The sequence below is a fragment of the Bradyrhizobium sp. A5 genome, from assembly GCF_042076515.1.
In the GTDB taxonomy this organism is placed as follows: Bacteria; Pseudomonadota; Alphaproteobacteria; order Rhizobiales; family Xanthobacteraceae; genus Bradyrhizobium; species Bradyrhizobium cosmicum.
Map to the genome: position 1 here is coordinate 5530470 of NZ_CP148990.1, position 16065 is coordinate 5546534.

Consider the following 16065-nt stretch of genomic DNA (forward strand, 5'->3'; position numbering starts at 1 on the left):
CCTGCCCGTCCTCGTCTGCCACCAGCCGGTCGGTCTGGTGCATTGAACCTGCTTACAGGAGAAATTCCCCGCCCGTCAGGGGCGCGGCGACAGACCCGCGATGACGAAATCGATCATCTGGTCGATGGTCGGGCCGGGCTTGGTGGTGCACTGGGCGATCATCTGGGGGTGGAAGAAGCGCATCATCGCGGTGCAGGCGCACATCGAGGCCAGTTGCAGGTCCGGCGCGACGAACTCGCCGGAGGCCGCGCCTTGCGCGATCATCTGGGCGATCGTCGTGGTGATCAGCTCCATATGGGCGACGCAGACCTCCCAGTCCTCCTGCATCGCGATCTCGACCATCTCATGCAGCTTGTTGTCGCCGACATAGCGCTCGGTGTTCATACGATGGATGGTGGTGAGCAGTTCGCGGAAGCGCGGGAGCACGGGACCGGGCCGCGCCACGATCCGCTGCGCCTCCAGCTCGACCTCGCCCATCAGCGAACGGGCCACCGCCTGATGGATCGCCTTCTTCGATTCGAAGAAGCGATAGACATTGGCGGGGCTCATCCTGAGCTCCTTGGCGATGTCCCCGACCGTGGTCTTCTGGTAGCCGATCTGGCGGAACAGCCGCTCGGCCACCTCGAGAATACGATCCCGGGTGTCGCCTTCGATATGTTCCGAAATAAGGGCCATCAGTCAGGACTCGTTCGTCAGCAGTCTTCTCATTTATTCAGCCGCTTCAGCAAGCGGAATTGCGGGATGCTCATCGCTGCCATGCTGCGACGCAGCGGACTGTTCGGGAGTCCCCGCCTCATCCAGGCTCTTCCTGAACCAAAGTGCATAGAGGCCCGGCAGGTACAGGAGGGTCAGGAAGGTCGCGACGAACAGACCGCCCATGATGGTGATCGCCATCGGACCCCAGAAGGCCGAGCGCGACAGCGGGATCATGGCGAGGATCGCGGCGAGCGCCGTCAGCACCACTGGACGGGCACGGCGGACGGTTGCCTCCACGATCGCCTCGCGGCGGGTCAGGCCGTGCGAGACGTCGGTCTCGATCTGGTCGACCAGGATGACCGTGTTGCGCATGATCATGCCGGCGAGCGCGATCAGGCCAAGCAGCGCCACGAAGCCGAACGGGGCGTTGGCGAGGTTGAGGCCGAACGAGGCGCCGACGATGCCGAGCGGCGCGGTCAGGAACACGAGGATCAGGCGCGAGAAGCTCTGCAGCTGGATCATCAGCAGCGTCAGCATCACCATGACCATCAGCGGGAATAGGACGAAGATCGAGGCGTTGCCCTTGGCGGATTCCTCGAACGCGCCACCCGGCTCGATCCGGTAGGCCGGCTCGAGGTGATCCTTGATCGCCTTCAGCTTCGGCGTGATCTGGTTGGTGACGTCGGGAGCCTGCACGCCGTCGACGACGTCGGAGCGCACGGTGATCGCCATGTCGCGGTTGCGCCGCCACATGATCGGCTCCTCGTGGGCATACTCGATCTTGGCGATCTGCTGCAGCGGCACGGCAACGCCGTTGCGCGAGGTGATGGTGAGATCACCGACGCCGCCGAGGTCGAGGCGCTCGGACGGGATCGCGCGGGCGACCACGGCGACCTTCTCGATACCGTCGCGGATGGTCGTGACCTGCGCACCCGAGATCAGCATCGCGAGTGCCTGCGACACGTCCTGCGGGGTCAGGCCCATGGCGCGGGCGCGGTCCTGGTCGACGACCAGCTTGAGGTAGGGCGACTGCTCGTTCCAGTCGAGCTGGACGTCCTTGACGTTCTTGTTCTGCCGCATGACGTCGCGAACCTGATAGGCGATCTCGCGCACCTTGTTGGCATCAGGTCCGATCACGCGGAACTGGACGGGGAAGCCAACCGGCGGACCGAAATTGAAGCGGTCGACGCGCACGCGCGCCTCCGTCAGCATGCCGTCGGCGACCGCGTTCTCGATCTTGGCCTTGACCCGCTCGCGCGCTTCGACGCCCTTGGCGACGACGACGATCTCGGCAAAAGCCTCGTTCGGAAGTTGCGGGTTGAGGCCGAGCCAGAAGCGCGGCGAGCCCTGGCCGACATAGGACGTATAGGTCTCGATGTCCTTGTCGTCCTTCAGCAGCGTCTCGGCCTTCTTCACCGCCTTCTCGGTGACGTTGAAGGCGGTGCCCTCCGGCAGGCGCAGCTGGAGGAACAGCTCGGGCCGCTCCGACAGCGGGAAGAACTGCTGCTGGACATGGCCGAAGCCGACGATCGAGGCGATGAACACGCCGACGGTCGCGGCCACCACGGTGATGCGGTGGTTGACGCACCACTGCACGATGGCGCGCAGGCCGCGATACATCCGGGTGTCGTAGACCGCGTGCGGATCGTGATTGTGGTGCACCTTGATGTTGGGCAGCAGCATGACGCCGATATAGGGCGTGAAGATCACCGCAACGAACCAGGAGGCGACCAGCGCGATCGCCACGATCCAGAAGATGCTGCCGGCATATTCGCCGACCGCGGAATTGGCAAAGCCGATGGGGAGGAAGCCGGCGGCCGTGACCAGCGTTCCCGTCAGCATCGGAAACGCGGTCGATTCCCAGGCAAATGACGCAGCCCGGAAGCGGTCCCAGCCCTGCTCCATCTTCACCACCATCATCTCGACCGCGATGATGGCATCATCCACCAGAAGGCCAAGCGCGATGATCAGCGCGCCGAGCGTGATGCGGTGCAGGTCGAGCGACATCGTGTTCATGACGATGAAGACGATGCCGAGCACCAGCGGCACCGACAGCGCAACCACGATGCCGGTACGCCAGCCCAGTGCCAGGAACGAGACGAACAGCACGATGACGAGTGCTTCCATGAAGGAGTGCACGAACTCGCCGACGGCGTGCTCGACCACCTTGGGCTGGTCGGCGATCAGCTTGACGTCGACGCCCTGCGGCACGGCCTTCATGAACTCGGCGGTGGCCTTCTCGACCTCCTTGCCGAGCTCGAGGATGTTGGCGCCCTTGGCGGTGACGACGCCGATGCCGATCGCGGCCTTGCCTTCCTGGCGCACGATGAAGCTCGGCGGGTCGACATAGCCGTGGGTGACAGCGGCGATATCGCCTAAGCGGAACACGCGGCCGTTGCTTTCGACCGGCGTTTCGGCGACAGCCTTGGCGCCGTCGAGCGCGCCGGTGACGCGCAGCGGCACGCGCTGCGACGAGGTCTCGACCGTGCCGGCAGGCGTCACGTTGTTCTGCTTGGCGAGCGAATCGAACAGCGCCTGCGGCGTGATGCCGAGGGTGGCGAGCTTGGCGTGGCTGAACTCGACGAAGATGCGCTCGTCCTGATTGCCGTAGACGTCGACCTTGGTCACGCCCGGCACCTTCAGCAGGCGCTGGCGGAATCCTTCCGAGACCTTCTTGAGCTGGGCGTAATCCGCGCCGTCACCGGTCATCATGTAGAGAATGGAATCGACGTCGGAGAACTCGTCGTTGACGACCGGACCGAGGATGCCCGAGGGCAGCTGACCCTGCACGTCGGCGAGCTTCTTGCGCAGCAGATAAAACAGATACGGCACGTCCTTCGGCGGCGTTGAATCGCGGAAGGTGACCTGGAGCGCGGTGAAAGCGGGCTTGGAATAGGTCTGCACCTTCTCGAAATAGGGCAGCTCCTGGATCTTCTTCTCGATGGGATCGGCGACCTGCGTTTGCATCTCCTGCGCGGTCGCGCCCGGCCAGATCACGGAGACGTTGACCACCTTCACGGTGAAGAACGGATCCTCGGCACGTCCGAGCTTCTGATAGGAGAAGAAGCCGGCGACGCCGAGCACCAGCATCAGGAAGAGAACCAGCGTTTGATGGCTGACGGCCCAGGCCGAAAGGTTGAAGCGCTTCATCGCTCTCTCCGAAAGACGATCCAGTTGCAAAAAACGACAGCCACTCTGTTCAGCCGTCGTCGCGAGGCAGCGAAGCAATCCAGGGGGCTGGGCAGGTTCTGGATCGCTTCGCCGCTTCAGCCTTCGCATTTGCGCTCGGGCCGAAACTCACCTCACACGACGAAACTCGTAACTTTTTTGAGCATGATCTTGATCGGAAAACCGCTACACACTTTTCCGGATCATGCTCGTTAGAAAGACAACGACGACACGATCCGCACCTTCTGGCCCGGATCGAGCTTCTGAACGCCGAGGGCCACGATCTTGGCGCCCTCGTCCACACCACTGGTGATGATGACGTCGTTGCTCTCGTAGGACTTCACCACGACCGGCTTCAGCGTGACGGCGCCGTTGTCGTCGACGACGTAGAAGGAAGGCTTGCCGCCTTCGTTGAACAACGCCGACAGCGGCAACCGCGCAACGCGTTCGGTCGCAGCATCCGACAGCGTCAGCGTCGCGGTCATGCCGAGCGACACCTTGTCGTCGGCCTCGGGCAGCGAAAATTTCGCGAGATAGGTGCGCGTGGCGGAATCCGCCGTGGGCGCGATCTCGCGCAGCTTGGCCGCGTACTTCTTGCCCGGCTCCGACCAAAGAGTGACGCTGGCGGCGCCCGACTTGGCACGTCCGACCAGCGTCTCAGGGATCGCGACGACCGCTTCCTTCTCGGCAAAGCGGGCGACGCGAATCGAGGTCTGGCCTGCGGCAACCACCTGGCCGGGCTCGATCAGCGTTGCGGTGACGACGCCACGGGCGTCGGCGTTGAGCGTCGCGTAGGAAAGGGAATTCTTGGTCAGCTCGACCGAGCGCTCGGCCCGGTTCAGACGCGCCCGGGCCTCGTCGGCCGCGGCGCGACTCGAATCCAGCTGGGCATCGGTGGTCCAGCCCTTGGCCTTCAGATCCTTCGCGCGCTGCTCGGCAGCGGCGGCCTGGGCCAGCACGCCGGTCGCGGCGGTCTGCTCGGCGACGGACTGCTCGGCCTGGAGCTTCAAATCGACCTCGTCGAGGGTCGCCAGTGGCTGGCCGATCTCGACGGTCTGACCGACCTCGACCAGGCGCTTGGCGACCTTGCCGGCGACACGGAAGCCGAGATCGCTCTCGATCCGAGGCCTGACGGTGCCGACGAAGCTGCGCTCCGGCGTCTCGGCATCATAATGCGCGGTCGCGACCAGAACCGGCCGCGGCGGCTCGGCCTTTTCAGCGACGGTGTCATTGCACCCGGCCAGCGCGGCGGCCATCAGGGCCAGCGACACACCCGCCAAGAACCTGGAATAGCTGGACAAAACCGACCGAACGAACATCGGAGGACACTCCTGCGGCTGCAATGCCGGGAATGTCGACTAACTACTGACGAAAGTCAATAATCGTCAGTCATCAGGAATGCGTGATCGTTAAGGGGTGGTAAGGATTGGGATGAACGTCATTGGGGTGCGATTGTAGGGTCGGCAAAAGCTCGCAGCCCGGATCGCGTGCAGCGCAATCCGGGCCTGCACACTCGCAGACGGGCCGCCTCTACCGCCCCTGCTCCACGAACTCGTGCTCGCTCTGGTGGCCGCCGATGAAGACCAGGATGCCGGCGATCAGGGGCAACACCGCAAGCACGAGCAAGCCGGTCGAGGTCTGGCCGGTGGCTTCCTTGACCCACCCGATCAGGTACGGCCCGCCGAAGCCGGCGAGGTTGCCGATCGAGTTGATCAGCGCGATGCCGCCGGCTGCCGCCGTGCCTGAGAGCCAGGCGGTCGGCAGCGTCCAGAACACGCCGAAGCAGCAGAACACGCCGATCGCCGCGACCGTCAGCACCACCATCGTCATGGCGGGGTCCGTGAGGTAGCTGGAAACGGCAAGCGCGACGGCGGTGAGCAGCAGCGGCGCGCCGACATGCACCACGCGCTCGCGCGTCGCATCGGAATGCCGCGCCCACAGGATCATCGCGATGGTGCCGAACAGATAGGGGATCGCGGTGACAAAACCGGTCTGCGCATTGGTGAGACCGAACGCCTTGACGATCTGCGGCAGCCAGAACTGCATGCCGTAGAGCGCGCCGACGAAGCCGAAATAGATCAGGCTCAGCGTGATCACCTTGGGCGAGGACAGCGCTTCGCCGAGCGTCAGATGCTTCACGGCCTGCTTGGCCGCGATCTCGGCGTCAAGCTTCGCCTTGAGCCAGGCCTTCTGCTCGGCCGAAAGCCAGTCCGCCTTCTCCGGCTTGTCGGTGAGATAGAACCAGGTGACGATGCCGAGCAGCACCGAGGGGATGCCCTCCAGAATGAACAGCCACTGCCAGCCCTTCAGGCCCATCGCGCCGTCGAGCCCGAGCAGCAGGCCCGAGACCGGCGCGCCGATCACGGTCGAGACCGGCACGGCGATGGCGAAGGCCGCGAGGAAGCGCGCGCGATATTCGGCCGGGTACCAGTAGGTGAGATAGAGGATGATGCCGGGGAAGAAACCGGCTTCGGCGACGCCGAGCAGGAAGCGGAACACGTAAAAGCTGGTGACACCGCTCGTGAGCGCCATCAACGCCGAGATGATGCCCCATGTCACCATGATGCGGGCGATCCAGCGGCTCGCGCCGAACTTCTCCAGCGCCAGGTTACTCGGCACCTCGAAGATGAAATAGCCGATGAAGAAGATGCCGGCGCCCCAGGAGAAGATCAGCGGCGTGAACTTCAGCTCGGCATTCATGGTCAGCGCGGCGAAGCCGAGATTGACGCGGTCGAGATAGGAGAAGAAGTAGGCCAGCACCAGGAACGGTATCAGGCGCCAGGAGATGGCGCGGATGGTCGACGTCTCGATGGCGCTCTTGGCAGCGCCGGAATAGGTCGTGGTCTGGCTCATGGCTTTCCCCCGGGTTATTGCTTTTGTGAGCTGATCCGGGGTTTTCAGCATCGCCGGCAAAGAGTCAATGGAGCAAGCAATGCATGGTGCGCAGCCGGCCGACACCATTGCGCTGCGGCAGCGGTCGCTGATCCGTGCCGCCCTGGCGCTGGTCGTGATGGGGTGTGGACTGTGCTTGCGCTGGTACGGCTTTCCGCCCGGCCTCCCCGCCTTCGCGGTGAAGTACGGCGGCTCGCTGCTATGGGCGACGATGGTTTCTGCTGGTCGGGGTTTTGCTGACGCGGCGCTCGCTGGCGCAGATCGCCGCCGTCGCGATGGGCATCGCGGTCGTGGTCGAGTTCTCGCGGCTGGTGCATCCGCCGTGGCTCGATGCATTCCGGTTGACGACGGCAGGCGCGCTGCTGTTGGGGCGAATCTTTTCGTTGTGGAATTTGGTAGCTTGTGCGGTGGGGATCGCGCTCGGTGTTTGGATCGATCGGCTCGCCGGGAAGCGCGGTCTCGTAGGGTGGGCAAAGGCGCGTCAGCGCCGTGCCCACCATTTCTCTTCACTTACTACGATGGTGGGCACGCTCCGCTTTGCCCACCCTACGAGACCGGCGCCGTGGCGAGCAGCCTTCACTCCGCCAATTGAAACCGCGCAAAGCGATCGAGTTCTTCCTCGATCGCGCGCTTCAGCTCCCTGCGCTCTGAGGTCTTCTCACCCTCCCCGACCCAGGTCCATTTCTGCATCAGCAGCTTCTTTGCCTGCCGGTCGGTCTTGAGGTCCAGCGCGGCAACGATCTCGTCGCCGACCAGCACGGGCAGTGCGAAATAGCCGAGCTTGCGCCTGGCTTTCGGCACATAGGCTTCGAACAGATGGTTGTAGCCGAAGATGAGATTGGTGCGCTTGCGCTGGATGATCAGGGGATCGAACGGCGAGAGGATGTGGACGAGATCCGGCGACACTTCGCCGGGCTCCAGCGCCGCGGGCGCCGCCCAATGCTCCTGCTTGCCGGCGCCGTCGACCGCGACAGGCACGAGCTCGCCGCGGCGGACGCGTGAGGCGATCAGGCCCGCCACCGCCTGCTTGCTGGGCGCATCGAGGTGGCAGATCGAATCCAGGCTGACCACGCCCTGTGACCGCAGCGCGCGATCGAGCAGATAGGCCGTGATCTCCCGCGCCGACGCCGGCTTCGGCAGCCTGTCCCAGCCGAAATGACGCGTCATCAGCTCGTAGGTCTTGAGCATGCCCTGGCGCTCGCTGACGGTCGCGACGCCGGTATAGAAGGCGAGCTGCAACGCGCGCTTCGAGGGCTTTCGGCTCTGCCAGAGGTGCTCCTTCTCGGTGAGCACGTCGTCCTCGATGTCGCGGATCGTCAGCGGGCCGGCGCGCAGCAGCCGCATCACCTTGCGCGTGTCGGCCGGCGTCACCGAGGCGTACCATCTGTGGCCCTCGCGCCGATGCTCGCGCATCGCCGGCAGGAAGAAGCGAAAATCGTTCGAGGGAACGTAGGAGAGTGCATGCGTCCAGTATTCGAACACGGTCCTGTCGACGCTCTGGGCCTGGCGCAGGTCGGCGCGGCGGTAGGACGGAATGCGGCTGAACAGGATGTGGTGATGACAGCGCTCGATCACGTTGATGGTGTCGATCTGCACATAGCCGAGATGGGCAACTGCATCCGTCACGGCTGCCGCGCCATCCCCAAACGGAGCGCGCGCATCCAGCCGCTGGGCATGCAGCCAGATCTGCCGGGCCTGTGTCGTGGTGAGCGGGATCGGTTTCAGCGCGCGTGACATTGCGGGGGATAATGTAGCCGGATTCGCACCGGGGAAAAGCAGACGCCGAAGGAGCGGCCAAAGAAAATCGCGCTGCCAGCTGCTGACAGCGCGGCCTGATGGCGCGCTTCGCGCTTACTTCATCATCCGGCTCGCATGCAGCCTTGGTGCGCGCCGCCGCCTGGCAGCAAAAGACGTTGCCGGCGAGGCGATTGACCCGCGACGTGCGCGCGTCTCCGAAGCAGAAGCGGCCCGAGCTCGGGCCGCTTCGCACCTTGCCGCTCCTCACGTCACCGCCGGAACAGGCCGCCCATCATGTGACCGAAGAGATTGCCGGGGCCACCCATGCCGCCTCCACTGTGCGCGCGGCGGCTGCCACCGCCGGAGGAGCGGCGGCGCGCGGGCTCATCAGTGGAATCCTCAGAGGCCACGCGGCTGGAGACGATCTCGGACTGCATCGCCTTGTGCTGGAGCTTGTTGAGATAGCCGGTCGAGGGGTAGCCGCGCGCGGCCTGCCAGCGCCTGATCACTGACCGGGTCTCCTCGTCGAACTTGCCGGTCGCCTTGATGTCGAAGCCAAGACCGGTGAGGCGGCGCTGCACGTCGCGGCGCTGGTTCTTGTCGAGACCAACCTGGTCTTCGGCGATCTGGTCAGCCGTATCCGTGAAGGTCGCGGGATCGATTCCTGCGGTGAGGTTGCGCGTCGTCTTGGAGGGACCGTCCTGGAGCGCGGCGATGCGGGCGAGCGCCAGCGGCTTGAAGGTGCCGTTCGGATAGTTGGTGAGATAGGCGTCGAGCTCCTCGACCTTGTTTGTGTCCTTGATCGAGCGCCAGAATTCGAGCTCGACTTCGCCGGCCTGGGCTACGATCGCGGGCGCAACAGCGTCCGACGCGGTCGCTGCGGCCGGGTTGAGAAAAACCGCGCCGGTGAGATTGGTGTGGCCCCAGGGCAGCTGCGCCTTGCCCGTCTCGTCGTTGACCTGGGCGCGAACCTTGGTCATGGCCTGCTGGATCTCTAGGCCGGGAGACGCGATGTTGGCAAGGAGCGCGCGAGTAAAGGGGCTGTTGGTGCCGGCCTCGCCGTCGAGCGCGGTCTGGCCGGGGCCGGTGGCGAACGCGATCAGCGTGCCCTCTCCGGACTTCATCTCGGCAAGACCGCTCGCCACGTTGACGGAGCGCGTTGCCTTGGCGGAACGGATCTTTGCGGCGAAGGGATTGTCGCGGCAGGCGTCGAGGAACACCAGCTTCACCTTGGCATCCGCCATGGTCTGCTCGAGCGTCAGGTCGACATTGATGGCAGCGCCGAGCTTGACGTCCATCTCGGATTTGAGGTCGGCATCGACAGGCAGCAGATAATTGGTGCCGTTCACCGCGATGCCGTGGCCGGCATAAAAGAACAGCGCCACATCGGCGCCTTCGCTCTTTTTGCCGAATTCGAGCAGCTTCGCCGTCATGGCGTCGCGGGTAAGATTGGCACCCTCGACCACGTCGAAGCCGACATTGCGCAGCACCCGCGCCATCGACTTGGCGTCGATCGCCGGATTCGGGAGCTGGGGGACATTCTTGTAGGCAGCGTTGCCGACCACGAAGGCGACACGCTTGTCGGCAAGCGCCACGTTGCTGCCAAAGACGAAGGCTGCGAGAGACATTGCCGCGAGCAGGAAACGCATGGTCTTTCTCCCCAGATCCAGAACCATCGATGGCCGCAGTGTGATCTCTTCCACGGAAGCCGAATGTGATTTAGATCACGTTAGGGTCGCAACGGCTCGAACCGGCCTCAAGAAAAACGCGACAACCGGCGTTCGCGCCGTAGCGCCCGCCTTCCCTGTGGAAGCAAAGCGCCCCGATCATGCGCCCGAACGCCGCCAAATGCGCTAGAATGAGTTAGGAGGCCCTTCTGACCTGCGTGACCAGGATCACATCAAGGCCTTTGAACCTTCCCTATGCTCGCAGCATCAAATCGCCATCAGGCGTAACAGCGAGGATACCACGATGACCCGTTTTGATAAGTTCTTTGCACTGAAGGCGATCACTCTGACGGCAGCGCTGTCGATGACGGCGGGCCTGGCTCTGGCCGGCGACAATGTCTCATCCGACAAGATCCTGGATGCGTTGAAGCCGAAGCCGGCGACGCGCGGCCTGTCCGTCGGGCCGCAGGCCGATCCGGCGGTGCAGGCCAAGGAATCGACCTTCCTGAACACCGTGCGCAACCGCTCCACCCGGTCGCTCTCGACGGGCGAGCGTGAGCAGATCGCCGAGCTGGCCGCGACCAAGCCGAAGATCGATCTGGAGATCCAGTTCGACTACAACTCGGCCGACATCGCCAAGACCTCAGTGCCGTCGGTGCAGGCGCTTGGCAAGGCGCTGTCCGACCCGTCGCTGAAGGGCTCGACCTTCGTAGTCGCAGGCCACACCGATGCGGTCGGCACCGAAGAGTACAATCAAGGGCTGTCCGAACGTCGGGCCGACACCATCAAGAAATACCTGATGCAGAACTACGGCCTCACCGGCACCGATCTCGTCACGGTCGGCTACGGCAAGACCAAGCTGAAGGACATCGCCAACGGCGCCGACCCGATCAACCGCCGCGTCCAGGTGGTGAACATGGAAGCCAAGACGACGGCCTCGAAGTAGTCCGTCGGACCATTGCGACCCGCAACACGCCGTCTGCCGCTCCCCCGGCAGGCGGCGATGTCATATCCAGCTCTGGAACAGCATCAGCCGATTGAAGGTCTGCATCGACGTCCCGACGAAGGCCGCCGAGATCGGCAGCATCACCGCAAAGCCGACGGCGGCGACGCCGACATAGGCCCATAGCAGCCAGCGCGGCAGGCCCTCCCGACGCAACACATAGACCAGTGCGAGCGACGCGATCGTTGCGGCCGGCAGATAGTAGTAGATGAAGCCCAGCGTACGCGGCAGCAAAGCCCAGGCGAGCCAGCAGCCGAAATAGAACATCGCAATCAGGAATGCATCCCAGCGGCGCGTGACGATGAAATCGCGCAGCACGATCGCGAGCGCGGCGAGCGCCGGCCACAGCACCAGCGGGTTGCCGAGAAAGACGATCGCGGAGACATTGCCCTCCGTCGTCTTGTCGAACAGGAACCACACTGGTCGGGCGAGCAGCGGCCAGGATGACCACGAGCTCATATAGGTATGGCCGGCGATCGCGGTGGTGGTGTTGTCGGCAAAGATCCGGCGCTGCGCCTCGATCAGGTCCGTTAGGGACAACCCATAGAGGGGAACGAACGTGGCAAGATAGGTCATCGCCGGCAGAACGGCGAAGCAGAGCGCGGCATGCTGCACCCGAAAATCGATCCAGAGATCGGGTCGATACCAATCGCCCGGCTTCGCGTCGGCGAACAGCGCGCGCCAGCCCTGCATCAGGCGGATCACCGCAACGATGACGATGCAGATTCCGAGCGGGAACAGCCCGCTCCATTTGCAGGCCGCGGCAAGACCGAACAACGTACCCGCCAGCGCGAACAACACATGCGGGCGCTGCCTTCGAAAGCCATGCATAAAGGCTCCGATCGCGAGCAGGCTGAAGCCGAGCGCAAAGATGTCGAGCATCGCGATACGCGCCTGCACGTAGAGCATCTGATTGAAGGCCGCGATCAGCGTTGCGGCGATCGCGGGTCCTTGTGCCGAGAACAGCGCCAGCCCGCACAGATAGATCGCGACGATCGCGAGCGCGCCGAACAACGTCGCCGGATAGCGCCAGCCGAGCGCGTTGTCGCCGAAGGCCGCGATCGACGCCGCCATCAGCTCCTTTGCCAGCGGCGGATGCATCGGATTGAGCATCGGCTGCGACATCGCTGGTGCGAGCATCTGCCGTGCCGCGGGCACATAATGCACCTCGTCGAAAACGAACTTTTCCGGCGTCGTCAGGCCGATCAACAGTGCAAGATGGGCGACCAGGAAAATCGCGACAGCATACACTGCGCTCCGCGACATCTTCGGAACCGCGGGCAAATTTAGCGACATTTGTCGGGACGTTTTGCGTGGCAAATCTGCTTCACCGCGGAGAAAAATATGAATGGCACTTTTCATTGAACGCATTCTGCCGCAACTGTCACTAAGCATAATGCTCGTCCCGCGCCGCTTGTGATAATTTCGCCACATCAGAAGCGCGCGCGATCCGGTACGATCAGGGACACATCGATCGGTTGTGAAATGAATTTGCGTTTCTGGCTCTTCCCCACTCTGTTGTCGGCCGCATTATGCGCGGCGCCTTGTGCGCAGGCGCAGACGCGCGTCGGCGAAGCCGTCGTGATCCAGAACGAAGTCGTGCGCGTCGCCGCAAGCACGACGCCGATCAATGTCGGCGACAGCATGCTGCGCGACGAGACCGTGCGCACCGGCGCCGACGGCGCGGCGCGCTTCGTCATGGCCGACAGCACCAACCTGTCGCTGGGGCCGAGCGCGACGCTCAAGCTCGACCGCACCGTCTTCAACGACGAGCACAGCTATCGCGACGTCGCGATCCGCATGACCACGGGCGCTTTCCGTTTCGTCACCGGACATTCGGAAAAGACCGCCTACAAGATCACGACGCCGCTCGCGACCATCGGCGTGCGCGGCACAACGCTCGACATCCTGTCCCAGCGCGGGCGCTCCGTCGTCGTGCTTCAGGACGGTGCGGCCAGCGTCTGCACGACCAGCCTCCAATGCGTGCAGCTCACCCAGCCGGGCGATACCGCAGTCATCGTTTCGGCCGGCGGCAAGGTCAGCATCACCAAGACCAGCACGCCGCCCTGGACCTTTGCCGCCAACTGCGCCGCGAGTGCCGGGCTGTGCTCGGTCAACCAATATGCCGGCGTCTCGCCGACCATCACGCCCGCCGTTAATGACGACGGCATGCTGTGCGGGCGGTGACGATGGCAGGAATGGCAAAACGCCTCATGGCCTGGGCGGCGCTCGCGGCGGCTGTCCTCTTCTGTTCTCTCGCGTTCGATGCGCGGCCGGCCGCGGCTGACGAATGCGATGCCGGCTATTGTGAGCCGACGCCCACGCCGACCTATTCGCCATCGCCGTACCCATCGCCGACACCGACGCCCTCTCCGTCGCCGAGCCCCTACCCGTCGCCCTCTCCGAGCCCCTATCCGCCACCGTCGGGCCCGACCGGTGCGGACTCCAGCGGCAATTCGATCGGCGGCCTCGCCGACCAGCGCTTCAACCAGATGATCACCAACCGGGTGCTCGGCACGGTGCTGCTCGGGGTCAACGAGCAGGTCAATTGCAGCGACTGCATCAGCGCGTTCGGCTCCGCCGGTTCGTTCTCGGCCGGCATCCACGGCCGCAAGGAGCTGACCAACAATCTCTCGCTGCTCGCCGGCATCGCCTACACGCAATACAACGAGGGCGGCTACAAGATCACCAGCGCCCCGATCGGCGCCTTCGCGCTGCGTTACGACTTCACGGACTGGGGCTCGTCACGCCCGTTCTTCGACGTCGGCACGATCCTGACGCCGTGGGAGAAGGCGCGCTACACCCGCAGCTACAACACCAGCCTCGGCCCGGTGAGCGTCACGGGTTCGACCAACGCCTCGAACTACGCGGTCTACGGCCGCGCGGGCTGGATGAGCCGGGTGTCGCCACGCGACGAGGTCGCGGCTTCCATCGAAGTCTGGCAGCTCTGGCAACGCGTGTCCGGCTACAGCGACAGCGCCGTGGCGTTCAATCCGTTCGACGCCACCATCGCGACCGGCACCGATCGCACCAGCCTGGTCAAGATCGGCGGCCAGTGGACCCATCTCTTCGGCGGCAACATCGAGACCAACATCAACGGCGGCTGGGTGCAGTCCTTCGCCAGCCATAGCGGCATCGTCGCCACCGTAACCGGGGACGGCACTGTGGTGCCGACCATGGGCAACCAGGGCTGGTTCGAATATGGCGGCCGCCTCGGCTTCCGCGTGCAGAAGGGCTGGATCGTCGATCTATTCGCCAACGGCACGCTCGGCCCGCAGCCGGTCGGGAATACCATCCACGGCGGCGTGGGGCTCAGGATCAATTATTGAGATCCTCGATCGTAGGGCGGGCAAAGCGAAGCGTGCCCACCAACTCTCTCAATTGCGGATAGACGGTGGGCACGGCGCAAGAGCGCCTTTGCCCACCCTGCGGCACCTGTGTTGACGTCACGCCGCCGACGTGCCCTCGAACGCGCGGCGCAAAGTCTCGACATCGAGCTTCACCATCTTCATCATGGCCTGCATCGCACGCGCAGCCGCCGCCTTGTCGGGGCTCGACAGGAAATCGAACATCACCTTCGGCACCACCTGCCAGGAAACGCCCCAGCGATCGCTGATCCAGCCGCACTGCTGCTCCTTGCCGCCATGAGCGAGGAAGGCATCCCACACGCTGTCGACCTGGCCCTGATCGTCGCAATGGATCATCAGCGAGATTGCGTGGGTGTACTCCACCTTCATGCCGCCATTGAGCGCGACCAGCGGCTGTCCAGCGACCGTGAACTCGACGACGAGCACGGAGCCTGTTTTGCCGGACGGGCCATCCGAAACGTTGCGCTGGACGTGCGTGATCTCCGAATTCGGGACCAGCGAGACATAGAACTTCGCGGCTTCCTCGGCATCGCCGTTGAACCACATACAGGGCACGACCTTGGACATGGAAAAGCTCCTCTTCGGTGGGGTCCACCCCGAGGACGAGCCGGCCTGACGCAATCCGACAGGCCCGACGGACTATCTTCTACTTCTTCTCGTTGGGATCCCGATGCACCGGGTCGATCCACAGCACGGTCTCGGGCTTTTCGACCGGCTCGATGTCGAGGTTGATCGCGACCGCCTCGCCGTCGCTGCGCACCAGCACGCATTCCAGCACCTCGTCCGGGCTGGCGTTGATCTCCTGATGCGGCACGTAGGGCGGCACAAAGATGAAATCGCCGGGGCCGGCCTCTGCGGTGAACTGCAGGCTTTCGCCCCAGCGCATGCGCGCCTTGCCCTTCACCACATAGATGACGCTTTCGAGATGGCCGTGATGATGCGCGCCGGTCTTGGCGTCAGGCTTGATGCTGACGGTGCCCGCCCACAATTTCTGCGCGCCGACGCGCGCGAAATTGATCGCGGCGGCGCGGTCCATGCCCTTCGTCGACGGCACGTTGGTATCGAGCTGGTTGCCGGGGATGACGCGCACGCCGTCATGTTTCCAGCGCTCGTCATGATCGTGGTCATGGTGGGAATGCGAATGGTCATGGCCGGTCATGGGTCTTGCTTTCTGCTGGTTCCGTGCACGCGAAACTAACCAAAGCCGCGACATCAAGCCATACCAAAAAGGGAACCCTGACAGCCGTCAGGTGTTGTCCCCGCGAGCAAACTGGAAGGAGAGTTTCATGGGTAGCACCAGCGACAAGATCAAGGGCACCGCCAACGAGGCGATCGGCAAGGCCAAGCAGGGTATCGGCGAAGCCACCGGTTCCGACCGCCTCAAGGGTGAAGGCGTGGTCCAGGAAGTAAAGGGCAAGGGCCAGCAGGCCATGGGCGACGCCAAGGACGCCGCGAAAGACGCGATCGATCGCGCCGCTGCGGCGGCAAAGCGCGCGGCAGAGTGACGCGCGTCAAACCAAGAGTTACAAGACTG

General features: G+C 64.2%; 13 protein-coding genes and 1 pseudogene. 5 read left to right on the top strand and 9 right to left on the bottom strand.

From position 1 onward, the window contains the following. Positions 1–75 precede the first annotated feature (75 nt). From WHZ77_RS26375 to WHZ77_RS26390, 4 genes are all read right to left on the bottom strand, one after another. A complete protein-coding gene (locus WHZ77_RS26375) occupies positions 76–675 on the bottom strand; it encodes a TetR/AcrR family transcriptional regulator (protein WP_375310625.1) in 600 nt (199 codons plus the stop codon). Between the two features lie 33 nt (positions 676–708). Then, the gene (locus WHZ77_RS26380; RefSeq protein ID WP_375310626.1) at positions 709–3846 is read right to left on the bottom strand and encodes an efflux RND transporter permease subunit; all 3138 of its coding nucleotides are present in this window, start codon (positions 3844–3846) and stop codon (positions 709–711) included. 230 nt (positions 3847–4076) lie between these two features. Beyond that, positions 4077–5183 carry an efflux RND transporter periplasmic adaptor subunit gene (locus tag WHZ77_RS26385; RefSeq protein ID WP_375310627.1) on the bottom strand — a complete coding sequence of 369 codons (1107 nt, stop codon included), beginning with the start codon at positions 5181–5183 and terminating at the stop codon, positions 4077–4079. A gap of 211 nt (positions 5184–5394) precedes the next feature. Continuing rightward, on the bottom strand, positions 5395–6717 hold the full coding sequence (locus tag WHZ77_RS26390; RefSeq protein ID WP_375310628.1) for an MFS transporter: 1323 nt from the start codon (positions 6715–6717) through the stop codon (positions 5395–5397). A gap of 79 nt (positions 6718–6796) precedes the next feature. Here WHZ77_RS26390 and WHZ77_RS26395 point away from each other — a divergent pair. Next, positions 6797–7211, top strand: a pseudogene (locus WHZ77_RS26395) (DUF2809 domain-containing protein); the annotation flags it as partial. Between the two features lie 121 nt (positions 7212–7332). Here the strand turns inward: WHZ77_RS26395 and WHZ77_RS26400 are convergent. Further along, the gene (locus WHZ77_RS26400; protein ID WP_375310629.1) at positions 7333–8493 is read right to left on the bottom strand and encodes a winged helix-turn-helix domain-containing protein; all 1161 of its coding nucleotides are present in this window, start codon (positions 8491–8493) and stop codon (positions 7333–7335) included. Positions 8494–8762: 269 nt separating this feature from the next. Then, positions 8763–10142 (bottom strand): caspase family protein, encoded by a 1380-nt coding sequence (locus WHZ77_RS26405; RefSeq protein WP_375310630.1) that lies wholly within the window; start codon positions 10140–10142, stop codon positions 8763–8765. Positions 10143–10464: 322 nt separating this feature from the next. Here WHZ77_RS26405 and WHZ77_RS26410 point away from each other — a divergent pair, with 322 nt between their 5' ends. Continuing rightward, positions 10465–11106, top strand: a complete 642-nt coding sequence (locus tag WHZ77_RS26410; RefSeq protein WP_375310631.1) for an OmpA family protein — start codon at positions 10465–10467, stop codon at positions 11104–11106. Positions 11107–11166: 60 nt separating this feature from the next. Here WHZ77_RS26410 and WHZ77_RS26415 read toward each other — a convergent pair whose 3' ends face one another. Further along, on the bottom strand, positions 11167–12597 hold the full coding sequence (locus WHZ77_RS26415; RefSeq protein ID WP_375310632.1) for a phospholipid carrier-dependent glycosyltransferase: 1431 nt from the start codon (positions 12595–12597) through the stop codon (positions 11167–11169). A 51-nt stretch (positions 12598–12648) separates the two neighbouring features. Between WHZ77_RS26415 and WHZ77_RS26420 the strand changes: the two genes are divergently transcribed. Continuing rightward, on the top strand, positions 12649–13350 hold the full coding sequence (locus tag WHZ77_RS26420; RefSeq protein WP_375310633.1) for a FecR domain-containing protein: 702 nt from the start codon (positions 12649–12651) through the stop codon (positions 13348–13350). Between the two features lie 11 nt (positions 13351–13361). Then, positions 13362–14492: a hypothetical protein gene (locus tag WHZ77_RS26425; protein WP_375310634.1), complete on the top strand. Its 1131-nt coding sequence runs from the start codon at positions 13362–13364 to the stop codon at positions 14490–14492. 117 nt (positions 14493–14609) lie between these two features. Here the strand turns inward: WHZ77_RS26425 and WHZ77_RS26430 are convergent, their stop codons facing one another. After that, complete coding sequence (locus WHZ77_RS26430; RefSeq protein ID WP_375310635.1) at positions 14610–15098, bottom strand: VOC family protein; 489 nt, start codon at positions 15096–15098, stop codon at positions 14610–14612. 79 nt (positions 15099–15177) lie between these two features. Next, positions 15178–15690, bottom strand: coding sequence for a cupin domain-containing protein (locus WHZ77_RS26435; protein WP_375310636.1), 513 nt, complete (start codon positions 15688–15690; stop codon positions 15178–15180). A gap of 127 nt (positions 15691–15817) precedes the next feature. Between WHZ77_RS26435 and WHZ77_RS26440 the strand changes: the two genes are divergently transcribed. Beyond that, positions 15818–16036, top strand: a complete 219-nt coding sequence (locus WHZ77_RS26440) for a CsbD family protein (protein WP_015688065.1) — start codon at positions 15818–15820, stop codon at positions 16034–16036. Positions 16037–16065 lie beyond the last annotated feature (29 nt).